21 protein-coding genes and 1 pseudogene are annotated in these 19,600 nt (G+C 64.3%); 9 read left to right on the top strand and 13 right to left on the bottom strand.

Annotated elements, in window-relative coordinates:
* Positions 1–15: 15 nt before the first annotated feature.
* From BLS27_RS02590 to BLS27_RS02555, 8 genes are all read right to left on the bottom strand, one after another.
* Positions 16–1,032, bottom strand: coding sequence for an ABC transporter permease (locus BLS27_RS02590; RefSeq protein WP_043214529.1), 1,017 nt, complete (start codon positions 1,030–1,032; stop codon positions 16–18).
* Positions 1,032–2,090 (bottom strand): microcin C ABC transporter permease YejB, encoded by a 1,059-nt coding sequence (locus tag BLS27_RS02585; RefSeq protein WP_090342928.1) that lies wholly within the window; start codon positions 2,088–2,090, stop codon positions 1,032–1,034. The genes BLS27_RS02590 and BLS27_RS02585 overlap by 1 nt, the downstream gene beginning before the upstream one ends.
* Positions 2,087–4,009, bottom strand: coding sequence for an extracellular solute-binding protein (locus tag BLS27_RS02580; RefSeq protein ID WP_090342925.1), 1,923 nt, complete (start codon positions 4,007–4,009; stop codon positions 2,087–2,089). The genes BLS27_RS02585 and BLS27_RS02580 overlap by 4 nt, the downstream gene beginning before the upstream one ends.
* A gap of 16 nt (positions 4,010–4,025) precedes the next feature.
* Positions 4,026–4,307, bottom strand: coding sequence for a peptidylprolyl isomerase (locus BLS27_RS02575; RefSeq protein WP_043214523.1), 282 nt, complete (start codon positions 4,305–4,307; stop codon positions 4,026–4,028).
* A 78-nt stretch (positions 4,308–4,385) separates the two neighbouring features.
* Positions 4,386–5,447 carry a 3-deoxy-7-phosphoheptulonate synthase gene (locus BLS27_RS02570; protein ID WP_043214521.1) on the bottom strand — a complete coding sequence of 354 codons (1,062 nt, stop codon included), beginning with the start codon at positions 5,445–5,447 and terminating at the stop codon, positions 4,386–4,388.
* Between the two features lie 613 nt (positions 5,448–6,060).
* Complete coding sequence (locus tag BLS27_RS02565; RefSeq protein WP_043214520.1) at positions 6,061–7,212, bottom strand: acyl-CoA dehydrogenase family protein; 1,152 nt, start codon at positions 7,210–7,212, stop codon at positions 6,061–6,063.
* A gap of 16 nt (positions 7,213–7,228) precedes the next feature.
* On the bottom strand, positions 7,229–8,293 hold the full coding sequence (locus BLS27_RS02560; RefSeq protein ID WP_090342922.1) for an enoyl-CoA hydratase/isomerase family protein: 1,065 nt from the start codon (positions 8,291–8,293) through the stop codon (positions 7,229–7,231).
* A gap of 181 nt (positions 8,294–8,474) precedes the next feature.
* The gene (locus tag BLS27_RS02555) at positions 8,475–9,383 is read right to left on the bottom strand and encodes a bile acid:sodium symporter family protein (RefSeq protein WP_090342920.1); all 909 of its coding nucleotides are present in this window, start codon (positions 9,381–9,383) and stop codon (positions 8,475–8,477) included.
* Positions 9,384–9,535: 152 nt separating this feature from the next.
* On the opposite strand from BLS27_RS02555, the gene BLS27_RS02550 reads away from it, so the two are divergent.
* The 6 genes and pseudogenes from BLS27_RS02550 (at position 9,536) to BLS27_RS02525 (ending at position 14,537) form a co-directional block, all read left to right on the top strand.
* Entirely contained in the window at positions 9,536–10,417 is an 882-nt protein-coding gene (locus BLS27_RS02550; RefSeq protein ID WP_090342917.1) for a Dyp-type peroxidase, read from the top strand.
* Between the two features lie 302 nt (positions 10,418–10,719).
* Positions 10,720–10,839, top strand: a pseudogene (locus tag BLS27_RS02545) (KGG domain-containing protein); the annotation flags it as partial.
* Between the two features lie 61 nt (positions 10,840–10,900).
* Positions 10,901–11,095 carry a hypothetical protein gene (locus tag BLS27_RS23940; RefSeq protein ID WP_043214511.1) on the top strand — a complete coding sequence of 65 codons (195 nt, stop codon included), beginning with the start codon at positions 10,901–10,903 and terminating at the stop codon, positions 11,093–11,095.
* 16 nt (positions 11,096–11,111) lie between these two features.
* A complete protein-coding gene (locus BLS27_RS02535; RefSeq protein WP_090342913.1) occupies positions 11,112–12,437 on the top strand; it encodes an iron-containing redox enzyme family protein in 1,326 nt (441 codons plus the stop codon).
* Positions 12,437–13,390, top strand: a complete 954-nt coding sequence (locus BLS27_RS02530; RefSeq protein ID WP_043214506.1) for a methyltransferase — start codon at positions 12,437–12,439, stop codon at positions 13,388–13,390. The genes BLS27_RS02535 and BLS27_RS02530 overlap by 1 nt, the downstream gene beginning before the upstream one ends.
* Positions 13,391–13,394: 4 nt before the next feature.
* Positions 13,395–14,537: a carboxylate-amine ligase gene (locus BLS27_RS02525; RefSeq protein WP_090343061.1), complete on the top strand. Its 1,143-nt coding sequence runs from the start codon at positions 13,395–13,397 to the stop codon at positions 14,535–14,537.
* Positions 14,538–14,585: 48 nt separating this feature from the next.
* Here the strand turns inward: BLS27_RS02525 and BLS27_RS02520 are convergent, their stop codons facing one another.
* From BLS27_RS02520 to BLS27_RS02510, 3 genes are read right to left on the bottom strand one after another with little or no spacing between them, the layout of a single operon-like run.
* Positions 14,586–15,029, bottom strand: a complete 444-nt coding sequence (locus BLS27_RS02520; protein WP_043214504.1) for a DUF421 domain-containing protein — start codon at positions 15,027–15,029, stop codon at positions 14,586–14,588.
* 9 nt (positions 15,030–15,038) lie between these two features.
* Entirely contained in the window at positions 15,039–15,545 is a 507-nt protein-coding gene (locus BLS27_RS02515) for a hypothetical protein (RefSeq protein ID WP_090342911.1), read from the bottom strand.
* A gap of 14 nt (positions 15,546–15,559) precedes the next feature.
* Positions 15,560–16,063 (bottom strand): CinA family protein, encoded by a 504-nt coding sequence (locus tag BLS27_RS02510; RefSeq protein WP_043214498.1) that lies wholly within the window; start codon positions 16,061–16,063, stop codon positions 15,560–15,562.
* A gap of 172 nt (positions 16,064–16,235) precedes the next feature.
* Between BLS27_RS02510 and BLS27_RS02505 the strand changes: the two genes are divergently transcribed.
* The 3 genes from BLS27_RS02505 to ku all read left to right on the top strand — a co-directional run bounded on the left by BLS27_RS02505 (position 16,236) and on the right by ku (position 18,221).
* Entirely contained in the window at positions 16,236–17,141 is a 906-nt protein-coding gene (locus tag BLS27_RS02505) for an SDR family oxidoreductase (protein ID WP_043214496.1), read from the top strand.
* Between the two features lie 83 nt (positions 17,142–17,224).
* A complete protein-coding gene (locus tag BLS27_RS24040) occupies positions 17,225–17,368 on the top strand; it encodes a PSPA7_2676 family Cys-rich small protein (protein WP_279614947.1) in 144 nt (47 codons plus the stop codon).
* Between the two features lie 10 nt (positions 17,369–17,378).
* Positions 17,379–18,221, top strand: a complete 843-nt coding sequence (gene ku / locus BLS27_RS02500) for a non-homologous end joining protein Ku (protein ID WP_043214494.1) — start codon at positions 17,379–17,381, stop codon at positions 18,219–18,221.
* Between the two features lie 105 nt (positions 18,222–18,326).
* Here ku and BLS27_RS02495 read toward each other — a convergent pair whose 3' ends face one another.
* A complete protein-coding gene (locus BLS27_RS02495; protein WP_090342908.1) occupies positions 18,327–18,992 on the bottom strand; it encodes a glycosyltransferase family 2 protein in 666 nt (221 codons plus the stop codon).
* Positions 18,989–19,588: a class I SAM-dependent methyltransferase gene (locus tag BLS27_RS02490; protein ID WP_043214493.1), complete on the bottom strand. Its 600-nt coding sequence runs from the start codon at positions 19,586–19,588 to the stop codon at positions 18,989–18,991. Before BLS27_RS02490 ends, BLS27_RS02495 begins: the two co-directional genes overlap by 4 nt.
* Positions 19,589–19,600: the final 12 nt, after the last annotated feature.

The raw sequence follows: 19,600 nt of genomic DNA, 5'->3' as shown, positions 1-19,600 counted from the left end.
AAGACCCATCGACCGCTAGGCCCGTGGATCGAACGCCTCACGCAGCGCATCGCCAATGAACACCAGCAACGACAAGATCAACGCCAGGGCAAAGAATGCGGTAAAGCCCAGCCATGGCGCCTCCAGATGCTGCTTGCCCTGGGTCACCAGCTCCCCCAGCGAAGCGCTGCCCGCCGGCATGCCGAAGCCAAGAAAATCCAGGGCGGTGAGGGTGGTGATAGCCCCGGTGAGCATGAACGGCACGTAGGTGAGCGTGGCCGTCATCGCGTTGGGCAGAATATGCCTGAGCATCACTTGCCCGTCCGACAGCCCCAGGGCACGCGCGGCCTTGACGTACTCCAGGTTGCGCCCGCGCAGGAATTCGGCGCGTACCACATCCACCAAGGTCAGCCAGGAAAACAGCGCCATGATCCCCAGGAGCCACCAGAAGTCCGGCTCGACAAAGCCACTGAGGATGATCAACAGGTACAGCACCGGCAAACCCGACCAGACCTCCAGCAAACGCTGGCCCAACAAATCCACCCAGCCACCGTAGTACCCCTGCACGGCCCCAGCGGCAATGCCGATCAGTACGCTGAGCACGGTCAAGGCGAAGGCGAACAACAGCGATACCCGTGTGCCGTACAGCACCCTGGCGAGCACATCGCGCCCTTGATCGTCGGTGCCGAGCCAGTTGCTGGTGCTGGGCGGGCTTGGGGTAGGCACCTGCAGGTCGTAGTTGGGCGTGTCGGCACTGAAAGGGATCGGCGCGAACAGCATCCAGCCGCCCTGTCCTGCGATCAACTGGCGTACGTAAGCGCTGCGGTAATCGGGCTGGAACGGCAACTGGCCACCGAACTGTTGCTCGGTGTAACGCTTGAGTGCCGGCGTGTACAGCTCGCCTTTGTAGACGAGCAGCAGCGGTTTGTCGTTGGCCACCAGTTCCGCGCCCAGGCTGAGCACCAGGATAGCGGCGAACAGCCACAGCGAGCACCAACCCAGGCGATTGCGCCGGAAACAGCGCCAACGACGAAGCGCGACGGGCGAAAACATCAGCGGCCCCTTGCATCGAAATCGATGCGCGGGTCGAGCACGGTATAGCTCAGGTCACCGATCAAGCGAATCAACAGCCCTGCCAGGGTGAAGATGAACAGGGTGCCGAACACCACCGGATAATCCCGCGAGACCGCGGCCTCATAGCTCAGTCGGCCCAGGCCATCGAGGGAGAAGATCACCTCGATCAGCAAGGAGCCGGCGAAGAACACCGTGATCAACGCCTGGGGCAGCCCGGCCAGCACCAGCAGCATGGCGTTGCGCAGTACATGCCCGTACAGCACCCGGCGCTCGCTCAGGCCCTTGGCCCGCGCGGTGATCACGTACTGGCGGGAGATCTCGTCGAGAAAGGCATTCTTGGTCAGCAAAGTGAGGGTGGCGAAGCCGCCGATCACCAACGCCCCGACCGGCAGCACCAAGTGCCAGAAATAGTCGGCGACCTTGCCCAGCAGGCTGAGCTGGTCGAAGTTCTCCGAGACCAGCCCGCGCACCGGGAACCAGTTCAGCGAGGTGCCCCCGGCGAACAGCACGATCAACAGCAAGGCGAACAGGAACGAGGGCAGGGCATAACCGATGACGATCAGCGCGCTGCTCCAGGCATCGAAGCGGCTACCGTGGCGCACGGCCTTGCGGATACCCAGCGGTATCGACACCAGGTAAGTGATCAAGGTGGCCCACAGGCCGAGCGAGACCGTCACTGGCAGTTTGTCGAGAATCAGGTCGGTGACCTTGGCGCCGCGGAAGAAGCTTTGGCCGAAGTCCAGTCGAGCGTATTGGCCCAGCATCAGCCACAGGCGTTCGGGGGCCGACTTGTCGAAGCCATACTGGCGCTTGATCTCTTCGATGAGTTTGGGGTCCAGGCCGCGGCTTGCGCGGGACTCGCCATGCACAGTCTCGACCCGCGCCCCCGGCGTGCCGCCACCGATACCTTGCAGACGCGCCACGGCCTGTTCCACCGGCCCGCCGGGGGCGGCCTGGACGATCACGAAGTTGACCAGCAGGATCGCCAGCAAAGTCGGGATGATCAGCAACAGGCGACGCAGGATATAGGCTGTCATGGGCTGGCCTTCTGGCGCTCGGCCATCTGTGCGTTGGTCAGCGGCGTCGGGCTGATCTCCCACCAAGTATCCAGGCCTTCATCGTAGGCCGGCTGGACCTTGGGCAGGCCGAAGCGGTTCCACCAGACGGTCGAACTGCCCGGTGGGTAGTAGTTGGGAATCCAGTAGTAGTTCCATTGCAGCACCCGGTCCAGAGCATGGGCGTGGCGCAGCATGTCGGGCTGGGTGTCGGCCCGCACGAGGCCGTCGAGCAGGGTATCGACGGCCGGGTCGCGCAGCACCATGAAATTGTTCGACCCGGGGTCTTCGGCCGAGGCCGAGCCGAAGTAGTTGTACAACTCGCTACCCGGGGAGAGCGTGACCGGATAGCCGGTGACGATCATGTCGTAGTCGCGGGCCATCAGGCGGTTGACGTACTGGGCGGAGTCGACATTGCGGATGTTCAGGGTGATGCCGATCTGCGCCAGGTTGCGTTTCCAGGGCAGCAGCAGGCGTTCGAGCCCCGACTGGCCATTGAGAAAGGTGAAGCTCAGCGGCTCACCGTTGGCGTTCACCAACCGATCACCGTCGGGGCGCCAGCCGGCGGCCTCGAGCAGGGCCAGGGCCTGCAGCTGTTGGGGGCGGATGATGCCCGAACCGTCGGTCACCGGCGCGCTATAGACCTGGCTGAAGACTTCATCGGGGATTTGGCCGCGCAACGGTTCGAGCAGTTTCAGTTCCTGGGCGTCGGGCAAGGCGCGGGCGGCCAGCGGGGTATTGGAGAACACGCTTTGCTGACGGATGTACAGGTTGCGCATCATCTGCCGGTTGCTCCATTCGAAGTCCCAGAGCATGGCCAGTGCCTGGCGCACGCGCCGATCCTGGAACATCGGCTGCTTCAGGTTGAACACGAAGCCCTGGGCCGTCTGAGGCTTGGACGGGCCGAGGTGGGCGCGTTGCAGGCGCCCATCGTCCAGCGCGTCACCCTTGTAGCCCAAGGTGAAGGCCGTGGCGGAGAACTCGCGGTTGTAGTCGAACCCGCCGCCGCGCAACACCTGGCGGGCGACTTCTGTGTCGCCGAAATACTCGATGCGGATGCTTTGGAAATTGTAGCGGCCTCGACTGGCCGGCAGGCTGGCGGCCCACCAGGTGGGGTCGCGCTCGAACGTGATGCTGCGGCCATTGTCGATCCGGCCGATGCGGTAGGGCCCGCTGCCGACGGGTCTGTCGAAGCCGGCGCCGTTGGCGAAATCGCGGTGCTGCCAGTCGTGCTCGGGCAGCACCGGCAGGGTGGCGAGGTCCAGGGCCAAGGTGCGGCCATGGGGTTGTTTGAAATCGAAACGCACCTGCCGCGGACCCTCGATCGTGACCTGGGTGACCTCGGCGAACTGGGTGCGATAGCGCAGGCTGCCTTTGTTCATCAGCAGGTCGAAGGTAAAGCGCACGTCCTCGGCGCGCACCGGCTTGCCATCGGCGAACGTCGCGCGCGGGTCGATCTCAACGCGCAGCCAGGCGTCCTCTGGACCACGCTCCATGCGCCGAGCAATCAAACCATAGACGGTGTAGGGCTCATCGAATGAGCGCTGCGCCAGAGGCGCATACAGCCAGCCATCGACTTCGCTGACACCGATGCCTTTATCGATGTACGGCAGGACATGGTCGAACTGCCCGATCTCCAGGGCTGAACGCCGCAGGCTGCCACCCTTGGGGGCATCGGGGTTGACGTAGTCGAAGTGGCGGAAGGATTCGGGATAACGCGGGGCCTCACCGTAGGCGGTGAGCGCGTGGGTGGGGGCGGCGTGGGCTGCGAGGGCCGTGCACAGCAAGAGCAGACCCCACATGCACTGTGGGAGCAGGCTTGCCCGCGAAGGCGTCCGTGCTGGCAACCCGGTTGCCGACGGGACGACGTTCGCGGGCAAGCCCGCGCCCACAGAGGACATCACCGGGACCGCAGGCTCAGTCCTGACGGCTGGTCACTTCGAGCAGGTGGTAGCCGAACTGGGTCTTGACCGGGCCTTGCACGGTGTTGACCGGGGCGCTGAAGACGACGGTGTCGAATTCCTTGACCATCTGGCCTGGGCCGAAGGAGCCCAGGTCGCCGCCTTGGCGGCTGGATGGGCAAGTGGAGTTGGCCTTGGCGACTTCGGCGAAGTCGGCACCAGCTTCGATCTGTGCTTTGAGTTCGTTGCACTTCTCGAGGCTGCTGACCAGGATGTGGCGGGCGGTGGCACGGGCCATGGGGTACTACTCCTTGGGTGAAAAAAACAAGCCTAGCGCACTTGTTCGGCAAATGTCTCGCCAGGCTTGGTGTACCGGTCACAAACGCTCGGCCGCCCGGCGCAGCAGCGCCTCGGTGGCGTCCCAGCCCAGGCAGCCATCGGTGATCGACACGCCGTACTTGAGCGGGCCCTTGCCCAGCGTCTGGCAGCCATCGAACAGGTGGCCTTCGAGCATCATGCCGATGATCGCCCGGTCACCTTGCAGGCGCTGCTCCAGCACCTCCTCGAATACCGCGGGCTGGCGGGCCGGGTCCTTGCCGCTGTTGGCGTGGCTGCAATCGACCAGGACACGCCCGGTCAGGCCGGCCTTGGACAGGCCCTGGCGTGCCTGGGCAATGCTCGAGGCATCGTAGTTCGGGCCCTGGTGGCCGCCGCGCAGCACCAGGTGGGTGTCAGGGTTGCCCAAGGTTTCGATGATCGCCGGGTAGCCTTGGGCATCCATGCCGAAATGGCGGTGCGGGTGGGCGGCGCTGCGCATGGCGTCGCAGGCGATGCCGACGCCCCCGTCGGTGCCATTCTTGAAGCCCACGGGCAGTGCCAGGCCGCTGACCATTTCGCGGTGGATCTGCGATTCGGTGGTACGCGCGCCGATGGCGGCCCAGCTGAGCAGGTCGTCGAAGTAGCCGGCGGCCATCGGTTGCAGCAACTCGGTGGCGATCGGCAGGCCGCGCTCGATCATGTTCAGCATCAGCCCGCGAGACAGCGCGAGGCCGCCATGCATGTCATCGCTGCCGTCCAGGTGCGGATCGTAGGCCAGGCCTTTCCAGCCGACCGTGGTACGGGGTTTTTCGACGTAGGCGCGCATCACCAGCAGCAGTTTGTCATCGACTTCGCGGCTCAGGGCGGCCAGGCGGTCGGCGTATTCCAGGGCCGAACGTGGATCATGGATCGAGCATGGGCCGACGATCACCAGCAGGCGCGGGTCGAGGCCGTCGAGGATGGCGCGCACGGCTTGGCGATGTTGCTGGACTTGCTGGGTCAGGGCAGTGCTCAGCGGCATTTGCTGCTTGAGCAGGTGCGGTGAGGGCAGACGTTGGCTGACGGCGGTGTTGGCAGCCTGGGGTTGGGTCAGGGGCAGGGCGAGGTTCGACGATTGCATGGCGTTTTTCCCTGGGCGGACGGCGGATTCAGGCCCGCGTGGTCGGCCCTATCGAGGTGTTCGACAGATATTCGGTTTATGACTGCGTGCAGCATTGCCACCAGTGGACGACCGAACGGAGGCGGCAGGCTGGCCCGAACGGGATTGGCTAAATCGCCAGGCGTAGGTGTCGGCGTAGTAATAAGCGATGGTGTTCATGTCTGTTTCCTCAATGTGAATCGGTGTTTTCTAGAAGCCTGAAACGCAAAACCCCCGGTCGGGGGGCCGACCGGGGGTTTGAGTATTCTCGTGTTCGGCGGCCCCTCGAAGGTGGGCGCCGTGTGGGTATCAGCGGCGCCTAGTGGCTAAACCAATACCCAAAATAAAAGCTGGCAACGGCCTGGCAGCCAGCAACGGCCAGCACTGGGCGCGCGGTGCGACCGGTGTGGTTGGCGTGGTTGCGGGTGCTGTGGGTCATGTTGCTCTCCAATGAATGAGCCCGAGCTTACTGCACCTCAAACAGGATGTTCAATGACTAAATGCTATGGCTCCGATCATTTTTGCAGCCCATCCAAGGCTCGGTCAGCAAGCGGAGCTGGCGAAGCCTGCGATGGGCCGCATCCCTCGATGAAACTCAAAGGGCGTAATGCTTGAGTTCCCGCGCAATCAGCATTCTCTGGATCTCGCTCGACCCCTCGTAGATCTGCGTGATCCGCGCATCACGGTAGTAACGCTCAACCGGATAGTCCTCCAGATAGCCGTAGCCGCCATGCACCTGGATGGCCATGGAGCACACGCGCTCGGCCATTTCCGAGGCGAACAGCTTGGCCTGGGAGGCTTCGGACAGACACGGCTTGCCGGCACTGCGCAGGCGTGCGGCATGCAGGATCAACAGGCGCGTAGCGTTGATCTGCACCTGCATGTCCGCCAGCAGGTTGGCGATGCTCTGGTGTTCGTTGATCGGCTTGCCGAACTGAATGCGGTCGCGCGAATAGACCAGGGCCGCTTCGAATGCCGCCCGGGCGATACCTAGCGCCTGCGCTGCGATGCCGATGCGTCCGCCCTCGAGATTGGACAATGCGATGGCCAGGCCCTTGCCCCGTTCGCCCAGGATGTTGGCGGCGGGGATACGGCAATTGTCGAGGGTCACCGCGCAGGTATCGGAGGCGCGGATCCCCATCTTGTGCTCGCTGCGGTCCACCTTGAAACCCGGGTTGTCGGTCGGCACCAGGAAGGCCGACAGGCCTTTCTTGCCAGCCTCAGGGTCGGTCACGGCAAAGACGATGGCCAGCCCTGCGCGGCGGGCATTGCTGACGAACTGCTTGGCGCCGTTGATGACCCAATGGCCGTCGACCAGCTCCGCGCGGGTGCGCAGGTTGTGGGCTTCGGAACCGGCCTGGGGCTCGGTGAGGCAGAAGCAGCCGATCACCTCGCCGCTGGCCAGGCGCGGCAGCCAGGCCTGTTGCTGTTCGGGCGTGCCATAGGCCAGCAGCGGGCCACAGCCAACCGAGTTGTGGATGCTCATCATCGCGCCGGTGGCGCCGTCACCAGCGGCGATCTCTTCCACGGCCAGGGCATAGGCCACGTAGTCGGTATAGCTACCACCGAAGTCTTCCGGCACGACCATGCCGAGCAGGCCCAGCTCGCCCATCTTGCGCACCACGGCATCGTCGATCCAGGCGGCCTTTTCCCAGGCCTGGGCATTGGGCGCGATTTCGCCACGGGCAAAATCCCGGGCCATGTCGCGGATCATGATCTGCTCTTCGCTCAGTTCCAGGTCTTGCATCTGTGTACTCCCCGGCTCACAGGCCTTCGAAGAATTGGTTCACCCGCTTGGGATCGAGCCCGGTGAGGGTCGGCGGGTTCCAGCGTGGCTGCTTGTCCTTGTCGATGATCAGGGCGCGCACGCCCTCGATGATGTCGCCGTACTCGAACCACTGACGGTCTAGGTGCAGCTCCATTGCAAAGCATTCCTCCAGGCTCAGGTGGCGGCCGCGACGCAGCATCTCCAATGTAACGGCCATGGCCAGGGGCGAGCGGCTTTCCAGCTGATCGGCGGTGGCCAAGGCCCATTGGTGGCTGTCGCCGATGCTCACGGTGCGCAGTTGCTCGAGCATGCTGGGCACGTCGGGCAGGGCGAAGAAATGGTCGATCACAGGGCGCAAACGGGCCAGCGGGGCATCGTCGAGTGTCTGGGTACCGAGCTTGGCCAGCAGGCCCTGGAGGTCCTTGAGGGGGTGGTCGCCGAATGTCAGTTTGTCCAGGCCAGCGTCCAGGGCGGCGATCTTGTCGCTCTCCAGGAACCAGTCGGCCAGGCCACAGTACAGCGCGTCGGCGGCCTGGATCTGTGCGCCGCTCACGCCCAGGTAGGTGCCCAGCTCGCCGGGTACGCGCGAAAGGAAGTAACTGCCGCCGACATCGGGGAAATAACCGATGGCCACTTCCGGCATGCCCAGGCGGCTGCGCTCGGTGACGACGCGCATGTCGGCGCCTTGGGCCAGGCCCATGCCTCCGCCGAGGGTGAAGCCGTCCATCAAAACCAGCACCGGCTTGCGGTAGTGGTGGATGCTCAGGTCGAGGGCATATTCCTCGACGAAGAAGTCTTGATACAGGCTGCTGCCGGCCTTGTAGCTGTCGTGCAGCGAGCGGATGTCGCCGCCGGCGCAGAAGCCCTTGGGCCCTTCGCCGCGCAGCACCACGGCATGGACCTGGGGATCGGCCGCCCATTGGTCCAGGTGATGCTGCAGGCTGCGCACCATGTCGAGGGTGAGGGCGTTGAGGCCGGCAGGGCGGTTGAGCGTCAGATGGCCGATGTGATTGCGGATTTCGGCCAGGACATGGGCCTCGGAATGAGCGTGCGCGGTCATGATCGCGGTCTCCCTGCTTTGTTATTGATTTTCCAAGTGAAGTCTGGAAGTTGCGCTGGAGGATCGCAGGATCCTGTCATGCGAATATGCCATGCACAATTGGTAAATCTGCAGTGGGTTTCTGCATTTTTACCTGATGCGCTGCTTCCAGAGGCGTTTCTCCACAGCAAGTAGGGCCGTCTCAGTCGCCGGTCGCTTGCTTCGGGGTGTTGCCTGCAACCTCGGTTTGCGGCCGTGTGCGGCTGACCCACCAGCCGAACACGGCGGCGGTGAAGAACATGATCAGGCTATAGAGTGCTGCAGGCACGGCCATGGTCGGGTTGTTGAGCAGCGACGGGCTCAAGGCCAGCGCGATGGCCAGGGTACCGTTATGGATGCCGATTTCCATGCCGATCGCGATCGCCTGACGCCGTGGAATGTTCAGCAGACGCGGGACCCAGTAGCCCACGCCGAGGCTCAGCAGGTTGAACAGCAGCGCCGCGCCACCGACCACCGGCGCGTACTGGACGACGGTCTGCCAGTCCTTGGCCAAGGCCAGCGCGATGGTGAAGGCCAGAAACAGCGCCGCCACCAGTTTCATGGGTTTTTCCATCCGGGCGGCGAATGTGGGCGCGGCGCGGCGGATCAGCATGCCCAAGGCGACCGGCAGCAGGACAATGGCGAACACTTGCATAACTTTGGCAAATTGCAGGGGAATGGCCTGGTCCGAGGCCATGAACCAGGCCAGCGACAGATTCACCAGCAGCGGCATGGTCAGGATGGCGATCAGCGAGTTGACCGCCGTGAGGGTGATGTTCAATGCCACATCGCCGTGGGCCAGATGACTGAACAGGTTGGCCGTGGTCCCGCCCGGGGAGGCGGCCAGGAGCATCAGGCCTACCGCCAGGGCCGACTCGAGGCCAAAACCATTGGCGATCAGAAAACACACCAGCGGCAGCAGCACGATCTGGCAGGCCAGGCCGATGATCACAGGTCTTGGGTATTTCACCACCCGGGTGAAATCGGCCAGGGTCAACGACAACCCCAGACCCAGCATGATGATCCCCAGGGCGATGGGCAGGATAGCGGTGAGCAACGGCGAGGCGGTCATGGCGGCATTCCTTTGGCAAGTTCAAAGGAGTCTAGCCGCAAGTTGGCGACAGCCCGATTGCAGGCCAAACGGCGATCACCGAGGCGATTTGCCGCTTGAAGCTTGCCTGCCGCCCCTCTAGCATGCCCGTTTTTACCGAGGATTAGCCCCCTATGCCGTTCCAGCAAGGTCTGCTCGCCAAACCCGTGCCGGCCCACGCCCGTCACCTGTTCTTCTCCCTGCACTCGGTCGAGGCGCTGCCCGCCGTGCTGGACGCCTTGCTGCCGCAAGTCGATGGCCAGAGCTTGATCCTTGGTGTGGGTACCCCCTTGGTCAAGGCGCTGGGCCGCGACGTACCGGGCCTGCGTGCCTTCCCGCAGTTGGATGCCGTGGTCGAGAACCCCAGCACCCAGCACGCCCTGTGGTTGTGGTTGCGCGGCGCGGAGCGAGGCGAGCTGTTCCTGCAGGCCCAGGCGTTGGAGCAGACGTTGGCCCCGGCGCTGCGCCTGGTCGATAGCGTCGACGGTTTCCTGCACCGCGGTGGCCATGACCTGAGCGGCTATGAAGACGGCACCGAGAACCCGGTGGATGACGACGCCGTCGAGGCTGCCATCGTCGCCAGCGAGCAGCCGGGTCTTGCCGGCTCCAGCTTTGCTGCGTTCCAGCTGTGGAAGCACGACCTGAACCACTTCAAGTCGCTGCCCCAGCAAGAGCAGGACAACATCATTGGCCGTCGCATGAGCGACAACGAAGAGCTGGATGACGCCCCCGCATCGGCCCACGTCAAGCGCACCGCCCAGGAAAGCTTCGCCCCCGAAGCGTTCGTCGTGCGTCGCTCGGTGGCCTGGGCGGACGAGCGTGGTGCCGGCCTTGCCTTCGTGGCCCTGGGCCATTCGCTGGATGCTTTCGAAGTGCAACTGCGACGCATGAGCGGACTGGAGGATGGCATCATCGATGGTCTGTACCGCTTCAGCCGTCCGCTGACCGGTGGCTACTACTGGTGCCCGCCGATGGGCGAGTCGGGGCTGGATCTGAGCCTGTTGCTGCAGGCCTGACGGCAATGGCCGCCGGCGAAGCCCGGCGGCCTTTCGTTACGCGCATCCTCCATCGGTGAATTGCGCCTCTTCGCACTCTCTAGCGGCTTCCCCCTGCACAGAAACAAGCTTGGCGCGCCAAATAAGCGCTCGCCGCTTATTTAATGCCACCGGTCTGGCAAGTGTCCTAATAAAGCGAATCCCCTTAAGTGGCCGTACTCCCACGTTATGTACGGCCCGGCGCCGTGCATCCCTTCAGCCACAAAAGGTGAAAGACCATGGCTAACAAAGAGACCAGCAAAAGCGGCAGCCAGGGCGGATCGAAAAACCCAGGCAACTTCGCTAACGACCGGGAGAAAGCCTCCGAAGCCGGCCGCAAAGGCGGGCAGCAATCCGGCGGTGGCCGGTCGAGCGACTCCAGCCGCAAGGGCGGCCGCTCGTAAGCAAGGCAACGCAGTGCCGGGCCTGCCTGGCACTGCGATCAACTGGCCAGGAGGACACGCCATGCGAATAGCTCCAATGCTTTGCCTGTTGGGCGGCCTGACGCTGCTCGGCGGCTGTTTCGATCGCGACGACGACCACCCGGCGAAGGATGCTGACCCCAGCAAGCCTTCGTTGCAAATGCAACAACCTGACAAATCGGCCACCGAGCCTGCTCCCCAATCGCAACCGATGCCATCCCAGGATCCAGACAATTGATCGCGAGGAGTAAGGCATGAGGGTGATGACCTGCGAGACCACCGTCCCGGTGATGCCGGCCCCGAGCCAGAGCCTGGAGCGGCGCTACCAGGCCTTGTTGGCGGGGCGATGCACGGATGGCCAGCAGTGGCTGGAAGACCAACTCGATCGCGCCGACGCGCTGTCGGATGATCTGCCTGCTTCTCCTGCGCAGCTGGACCACTGGTCCGCCTGCCGTGCCGCCAGCGTGGCCGAGCAGTATGCGCTGTATCTTCAGGCACGGCGTCAAGGGGGGCCGCGCCGATACTTTGCCAATCGATCCCAGGCTTTGTGGTTTTTGCAACAGGTTGCGCCAACCAAGGCTGTCGACGGTGCTTGGCTGCAGGGTGTCCTGCATCATTGGCATGACCCGCGCTACCACGGCCTCATTCGTACCTACCTCGAAGAACTCGGCGAGGGCGACCCGCGTTGCAATCACGTGCTGATCTACCAGCGGCTGCTCAGTCGTGTGGGGTGTCAGGAGCTGTTGCCCTTGCCCTCGGCGCGTTATCTGCAGGGCGCTTTGCAATTGGCTTTGGGACAGCACTTCGATGCCTTCCTGCCTGAGGTGATCGGCTACAACCTGGGCTACGAGCAACCCCCGTTGCACCTGTTGATCACCACCCATGAACTGGCGGAACTGGGCATCGATGGCCACTATTTTCAGCTGCATGTGACCATCGACAATGCCGCCAGCGGTCATGCCCGCAAGGCGATCCATGCGCTACGCCAACTCTGGCCGTGGCAAGAGGGTGAGGCGTTCTACCGACGCGTCCGGCGTGGCTATCGCCTGAACGACCTGGACACCGACACGCCCAGCCTGATCGCCAGCTTCGACCTGGAGGGCGAATTGCTCGCTGCCTTGGAGCGCAAGCGCCTGTTCGGTCAGCGCATGCATTCAGACCATTGCCGGTTGCAGGGGCGCACCCTCAATCAGTGGCTGAGCGCTCCGGGCGCCATGCCGGGCTTGCTCAAAGCGTTCGAGCAGCACGGTTGGGTGCGCCGCGGCGAAGATCCAGCCAACAGCCGCTTGTGGAAATTGATCGAGGGGCCTGACGCGGCCATGTTCGGCGTGTTCAGCGCCTACGAGAAGCAACTGTGGCACGACTGGATCGCCCAGCACTGGGAAGGCAACGCTGTGCGTCGCGTACTGCCAGGCAGTTGGCAGCTCGACTTCGCTCCGGATGATGCGTCGCTCGACCAGGCGCCGGTGCAAGACCTGATCGCGCGCATGGCCGGCAATGGCCACGCCTCGCCCGAGGGGCTGCGCGCCACCCGCGCCTACATCCAGGCCACTGGCCTTGCCCAGGAGGAGCCCTACTGATGCAACTGAACCCGGAACAGGTCCAGGCCGATCAAGCCCTGCTGCAACTGGGGCGGCGCCTGCGCGCGGACGGTTATCGCTTCACCTGCGTGACCCCTGCAACCCATGCCCGCAACAACGCCCGTGAAGGCAGCGAGCGGGCCCGCACGCTGCGCGACGTCTTCGGTTGGAGCCGGCCATTTGCGCCTGGGTTGATCTCGGCCGATGAGTTGCAGCAGTTGCAGGCGGCCCAAGTGTTGACGGGCGAGGGTGATCTGCTGCGCAGCACCGTGCGCTGGTCGAGCCTGGACGACTTGCTGCTGGTGCATTCGGCGTTTCCCACCGACGCCAGTGATGCGGTGTTCTTCGGCCCGGACAGCTACCGCTTCGCCCAGGTCATTCATGACCACCTGCAGCGCACCCCGAAACCCGTGCAACATGCCGTGGACATCGGCTGCGGCACCGGCGTCGGCGCCTTGCTCATCGCCCGTGCCGCGCAGCATGCGCAGGTCAGCGCGGTGGACATCAACCCGCTGGCCTTGCGCTACACCGCCATCAACGCGGCGCTGGCCGGTGTGGGCAATCTCTCGGTGGAGCCGAGCGACCTACTCGACGGTATCAGCGGCACATTCGACCTGATCGTGGCCAACCCGCCTTATATGCTCGATGCCAGCGAACGCGTGTATCGCCATGGTGGCGGGGCGCTAGGCGCGCAGTTGTCCTTGCGCATCGTCGAACAGGCATGTGAGCGCCTCAGTCCAGCAGGCACTTTGCTGCTCTATACGGGGGTGGCCATCGTCGAGGGACGCGATGCCTTGCTCGAAGCCATCCGCCTGCGCCTGGCAGGGCCGCAATGGAGCTGGGTATACCGGGAAGTGGATCCGGACGTGTTCGGCGAACAATTGCTGGAACCGGGCTACGAACGGGTCGAGCGCATCGCCGCGGTGGCCCTGACCGTGACACGCAATGGGTGAGGGCGTGCAGCAGCCTTTGAGTTTTGGCATCGAGGAGGAATACCTGCTGGTGGACCTGCGCAGCGCGCGGGTGCTGGCCACCCCTTCGCTAGCGGTGGCCAGGCGCTGCCGAGAAGTCATGGGCAAGTATTTTGCCGAGGAGATGTTTCGCAGCCAGATCGAAGTCGCCTCGCCGGTGTTCACCCACCTGCACGAGGCGCAGGGCTTTCTGCTCGACAGCCGGCAGCGCCTTGGCAAGGCATTGGCCCAGGAAGGTGTTGGCCTTTACTGCGCCGCCAGCCATCCCAGCGCCCAGTGGTTGCGCCAGCGCGCCCGGACCACACCGCACTATCGCCAAGTGTTCGATGACTACCAGCACGTGGCCCGGCGCAGCCTGTTGTCCGGGCTGCATGTTCATGTGGGCGTGCCCCCCGGGTGCGATCGGATTCAGTTGATCAATCGCTTGCTGTACTGGCTGCCGCTGTTTCTGGTGCTGAGCACTTCATCGCCCTTGTGGGGCGGCCAGGATACCGGCTTCATGAGCTATCGACGGGTGATCTGCGCCGAGTGGCCGCACATGGAGCTGCCGGAGCCATTGGCGGATTGGGAGGCGTACCAGCGCTACCGGGCTTTGCTGGAGCGTACCGGTGCTTTGGCAAAGGAAGGGGACTTCTGGTGGGCGATTCGCCCGTCGCGGCGGTTTCCCACGGTGGAGTTGCGCATCTGCGACGCCTGTCCACGGCTGGAGGATGTGCTGTGTATCGCTGGCCTGTTCCGTCACCTGGTACAAGGCCTGGCGGTGGACCACTACGACGCCACGCCGGTCAACCGTGAAGTGCGCTGGATCACCCAGGAAAACTATTGGCGGGCCAAGCGCCATGGTCGGCACGGGCAGTTCATTGGCGTCCACGATCAGGCGCAGGTGACTGCCGAGGGCTGGCTGGCCCAGCTGCTGGCGCAGTTCCCGGCGGACACGCTGGATGCCCAGCGTGCAGCGCTTGAGGCCCAGCGCATCCTGCGCGAAGGCACCAGCGCCGACCGCCAGCTCCATTGCCTGGAGCAGGCCCGAAGTGGCGGGCGCGATGTGCGCCAGGCCCTGCATGCGGTGGTCGATCAGGTGTTGGCAGAAGGCGCCCAGCAGAGCGCTTCGAACCCCGTTGGCGGGTAAACCTGCGAAGAAGACGCTGGATGTCTAAGCAAACGCCAGAGATCTGGCTTATTGCTCTTTGATGATCGAGATCTTGCCGTTGCGTTCGACAATGGCGTAGCGGATCTGCTCTACCGTCTCGATACCCTGGCTGTCGCGCGCCGATTCGAGGACATCATCCTCGGTCAGGCGGGCCTTGCGCATTCGCCCATGCAAAAAACGCCCGTGCTCGACCACCAGCGTGGCATGGCCATCCAGCACCCGGGCCAGGCGCCTGGAATTGAGCTTGGCCAGTGACAGCCCGACGTCCAGCACGATCAAGGTGGCGATCACCAGCATGGCATTGATGAAGGAAAAGTCTTCGCCCAACAAGGCCTGCTGGGTCGCTTCGCCGATGATCATCAACAAGACGAAATCGAAGGTGGTCAGGTCGCTCAGGGAGCGGCGACCGGCGATGCGAAACAGCAGCATCAAGGCAAGGTACATGCCGGCGGCGCGCAGAATCGAGTCCATGGCTGCCCCCTAGGGATAGATGAAACTGGAAAAGTGCACCACGCTGTCCGGCCCCAGGCTCACACGGCCTTCCAGGCTCCCAGGCGTGTCGGCGCGCAGGGTCAGATACAACGTCGCGGTGCCATCGGTGCCGGTCTCCAGCTGCAGCGCAAGCCCCTGGCCCTCGGACCGGGAGCGCAACGGTTGGGGCTGCAGGGTCTCGAGGCTCGCTTCGCGAAACAGCTCTCCATCCAGCAGGACCTGTACCTGCCCGTTGTGCGGGCCACGTACCGTGATCTTCAGGTGTTCCGTCACGCCGCTGCGGCTCAAGCGCGCGTATTGCACCTGCACACGTCCGTCGGCGCTGCTGGCTTGGCCCTGGCTCAACGGGCCACGGCCAAACAGCCCCGCCAGGGCCAGCAGCATCACCAAGGACAACACGTACCAGCCGACCCGCTCGAAGCGCCAGACCCGCTGCTGCATGGCCATGTTTTCCTTGACCGGCTGGTGCCGTGAGCGCTGTTCATCCTCGGTCATGGTCAAGACTCCGCTCAGGCGCGTTCGCCGCGCAACCAGCGTTCGTGATAGTGCAGTAGCCGCGTCAGGCCATACAGCGCGCCCTGGCGCAACACTTCGGTGCGATCGCCGAAAAAGCGCTGGCTGCGGGTGAACACGGCAATCGATTCATCCTGAAACGCCCAGGCAAAGCACAAGGTGCCTGGTGCGATACCGTCGGTGCCGTCCGGGCCGGCCACGCCGGTGGTGGCGATGGCCACGTTGGCAGTGCTGTCCTTGAGCGCGCCGAGGGCCATTTCCCAGGCCACGGCCTCGCTGGTCAGGCCGTAGCGTTCGATGGTCACCGGGCTCACCCCAAGCAGCCGTTGCTTGGCCTTGGGTGAATAGACCACGTAGCCGCTTTCCAGCGATTCGCCCACGCCGGGATGTTCCGCTAGCAACGCGACCATGCGCCCGGCGGTGCAGGATTCGGCGGTGGTCAGCACCAGGGCGTGTCGTTTCAGGTAATCCAATACGTGCTGCACAGGGTCTTCGCGCATCGGGGTTGCCTCGTTGGAGCCTTTTGCGATGGACGCCGGCCTCGGGCAAATGGTTCAGACCGTTGCGCCTTACCACCCGTCGGTGCGTATGACGGGCCGAACAAACCTTCGATCCTGACGCCGCCTCGAAAGCTTTAGTGACCCATCGATTGGCCAAGTGAGGAGGCGCACCATGCCCAACAAACCCCGCGACCAGTTCAGCATGCAGAACCCGCTGACTCAGTATCCGCACCCGCCATTCCCCGACCAGACCCAGGCCCCACCGGGGCTGGATGCGAACATGCAGCCCAAGCCCGACCACGGCGAGGACACCTACAAAGGCTTCGGCCGCCTGGCCGGACGCAAGGCGCTGATCACCGGTGCCGACTCTGGGATCGGCCGCGCCGTGGCGATCGCCTTTGCCCGCGAGGGAGCTGATATCGCACTCAATTACATGCCCATCGAGCAGGCCGACGCACGCGAAGTGATCAAGCTGATCGAGGCCGAAGGGCGCAAGGCCATCGCTCTGCCGGGCGATCTGAAAGACCAGCGTTTCTGCAGCGAACTGGTCGATCAGGCCCACGAGCAGTTGGGCGGCCTGGACATCCTGGTCAACGTCGCCGGCAAGCAGGAGGCCCGCAAGGACATCAGCCAGATCAGCCACGAGCAGTTCGATCACACGCTCAAGACTAATGTCTATGCGTTGTTCTGGCTGTGCCAGGCAGCGGTGCCGTTGATGCCGGCCGGCGCGACCATCATCAACACCGCCTCGATCCAGTCCTACCAGCCGTCGGCCACCTTGCTGGACTACGCCACCACCAAGGCCGCCATCGTGGCCTTCACCAAGGCTTTGGCCAAGCAGGTCATCGAGCGTGGCATCCGGGTCAATGCCGTCGCCCCTGGGCCGATCTGGACCGTGTTGCAACCCAGCGGTGGCCAGCCCCCGGAGAAAATCCCAGAGTTCGGCTCGCAGACCCCGATGAAGCGCCCCGGCCAGCCAGCGGAGTGCGCGCCGCTGTATGTGCTGCTGGCTTCCCAGGAGTCGAGCTACATCACAGGTGAGGTGTTCGGTGTCACTGGCGGCAACCCGCTTCCATGAGCCAGCGCGAGTAAACCTTCCCGGCGCCGTGCAGTCCCTGAAAGTAAGGGCCCTGTAGGTGCTCAGGGCCAAGGAGGTGGCTGATGAGCTTCATCTGCCTGTTGCGCGGCTGCCAGTGGGGCGCCGTCCTGACCTGTGAATTCCCCGGGCTGCAGTGCCAATGCTGCGAGCGTTGTGGCGCGTTGCGCTACTGCCGGCCCGGTCAACCGTTTGAACCTGGAACCTAGGAGCTAAGCCATGGCCCGGGCAATCTGGAAAGGCGCGATCAGTTTCGGTCTGGTGCACATCCCGGTCAGCCTCAACACGGCGGTGCGCACCGAGCGCGTCGACTTCGACTGGCTGGACAAACGCAGCATGGAGCCGGTGGGCTACAAGCGCGTGAACAAGGTCACCGGCAAGGAAATCGACAAGGAACACATCGTCAAGGGCGTGGAATACGAAAAAGGCCGTTATGTGATCATCAGCGAGGAGGAAATCCGTAACGCCCGTCCCGAGGCGACCCAGACGATCGACATCTTCTCGTTCGTCGATGCCTCCGACATCCCGTTGCAACACTTCGACACCCCGTACTACCTGAGCCCCGACCGGCGCGGCGGTAAGGTCTACGCCCTGTTGCGCGAGACCCTGGAGAGCACCGGCAAAGTGGCCTTGGCCACCGTGGTGCTGCATACCCGTCAGCACCTGGCACTGCTGCGGCCGCTGGACGAGGCACTGGTGATGATTACCTTGCGCTGGCCTGAAGAGGTCCGTGGCCTGGAGACCTTGGAACTGGACAAAAGCGTCACCGATGCCAAGGTCGACAAGCGCGAGCTGGACATGGCCAAGCGCCTGGTCGAAGACATGAGCGGGCCGTGGACGCCTGAGAACTATCACGATGCGTTTCGCCAGACCATCCTGGACCTGGTCGAGGAAAAAGCCGCCAAGGGCAAGATCAGCGTGGTGGAGAAGGGCGAAGGCGCGGCGGTGCAGAAGGGGGCCGATATCGTCGACCTTACCGAACTGCTCAAGCGCAGCCTCGGTGGTGGCAAGAAAGCCGCACCGGAGAAAAAACCGGCCAAGCGTTCGCGCAAGGCTTCCTGAACGAGGGCCGCATCGCGGTCCATCGCAGGCTACGCCAGCGCCCGCGACAGCTGAGTTCGCGCACCTTCGTGGCGAGGCCTGAGATGGTGCGCGAAGTGGCCCTCGTCATCCTGGGACCGAACCCTCCAGGCTCGCCAGGTAATCCCCAAACCCTTCTCGGGCCCTGCTATCGCGCCGGCTGCTGGTGGCCACGCTATGTCGGGCCGTCCAGACGATCTGCGCGCCGCTGGCCTCCAGCGCCCGCACCAGTTGTACATCCTCATGGGCGGGCAACGGCGCGAACCCGCCTGCGCGCTCATATGCTTGGGCACATACACCCAGGTTGGCGCCATGGACATGCCGGTGGTCCTCCCTGGCTTCGTAGCGGCTGCGGTAGTGCTGACGCAAGGCTGCGCTTTGCCATGGCTGCCAGCGCTCGACGTGCACGGTGCCGCACACTGCATCGGCTGAGAATTGCAGTTGAGACAGTAGCCAGTGCGCCGGTACCCGGCTGTCGGCATCGGTGAAGGCTAGCCATTGCGCGCCACGTTCGAGCATCCATGCCGCGCCCGTGCGGCGGGCGATGCCGACGTTGCCCGCATCCACCGCCAGGGTTGCCACACCATGGCGGAACGCAATCGCGGCACTGGCGTCGTTGCAACGGTCGAGCACCACCAGTATCTGCACCGTGCGGCCAGTGCGTTCGGCCTCGAGGGCGGCGCGTTTCACCGCGCGCAGGCAATGCCCCAGGCGCCGCGCCTCGTTGTGGGCGGGGATGACTACGCCGATCATGGGCAGGTCTCGTCCAGGTCCACCACGCTGGGCTGGCACGACCAATATTCGAGCAGAAAATCCGCCTCTTCATGACGCAACACTGGGTACAGCGGCAGGTGACGGGCGATCAGTTCGTGCACTTCGCGACCATCCTGCGGGCAGCCGACGATCGGGTGGCGCCAATGGCAGGCGAGCAAGCCGCCGTCATGGCTGAGGCTGGCCACCGATTGTTCGATTACCTGCAGCCAGTCGGTCGGGTCCAGGTAATAGCCGATCTCGCTCAGGACGATCAGGTCGAACTGGCCGCCGGGCCAATCGCCCGGCAGGCGGCCTTGTTCGACCTGAACGTGGGTGGCAGTCGCCAGGCGTTCGCGTGCAAGGCTCACGGCCGTGGCGTCGATGTCCTGGCACAGGAGCGTGGCGCAACGCTCAGCCAGCAGAATGCTCAGCTCGCCGTTTGCGCAGGCGGGCTCGAAGATGCGCCGATAACACTGTTGCGGCAGGCTGGCGAGCACCAGCTCGCGCTTGCGCCGCTCGTACCAGCGGGTGCGGAAGGCCCAAGGGTCGTCGCTGGTGGCGTACAGGTCGGCGAAATACTGCGCATCGAGGCTCATGGCGACTCCGTT

It is taken from the genome of Pseudomonas guariconensis (assembly GCF_900102675.1).
In the GTDB taxonomy this organism is placed as follows: domain Bacteria; phylum Pseudomonadota; class Gammaproteobacteria; order Pseudomonadales; family Pseudomonadaceae; genus Aquipseudomonas; species Aquipseudomonas guariconensis.
Note: the sequence above shows the minus strand (reverse complement) of the source record. Positions and strands in the feature narration are given on the sequence as shown.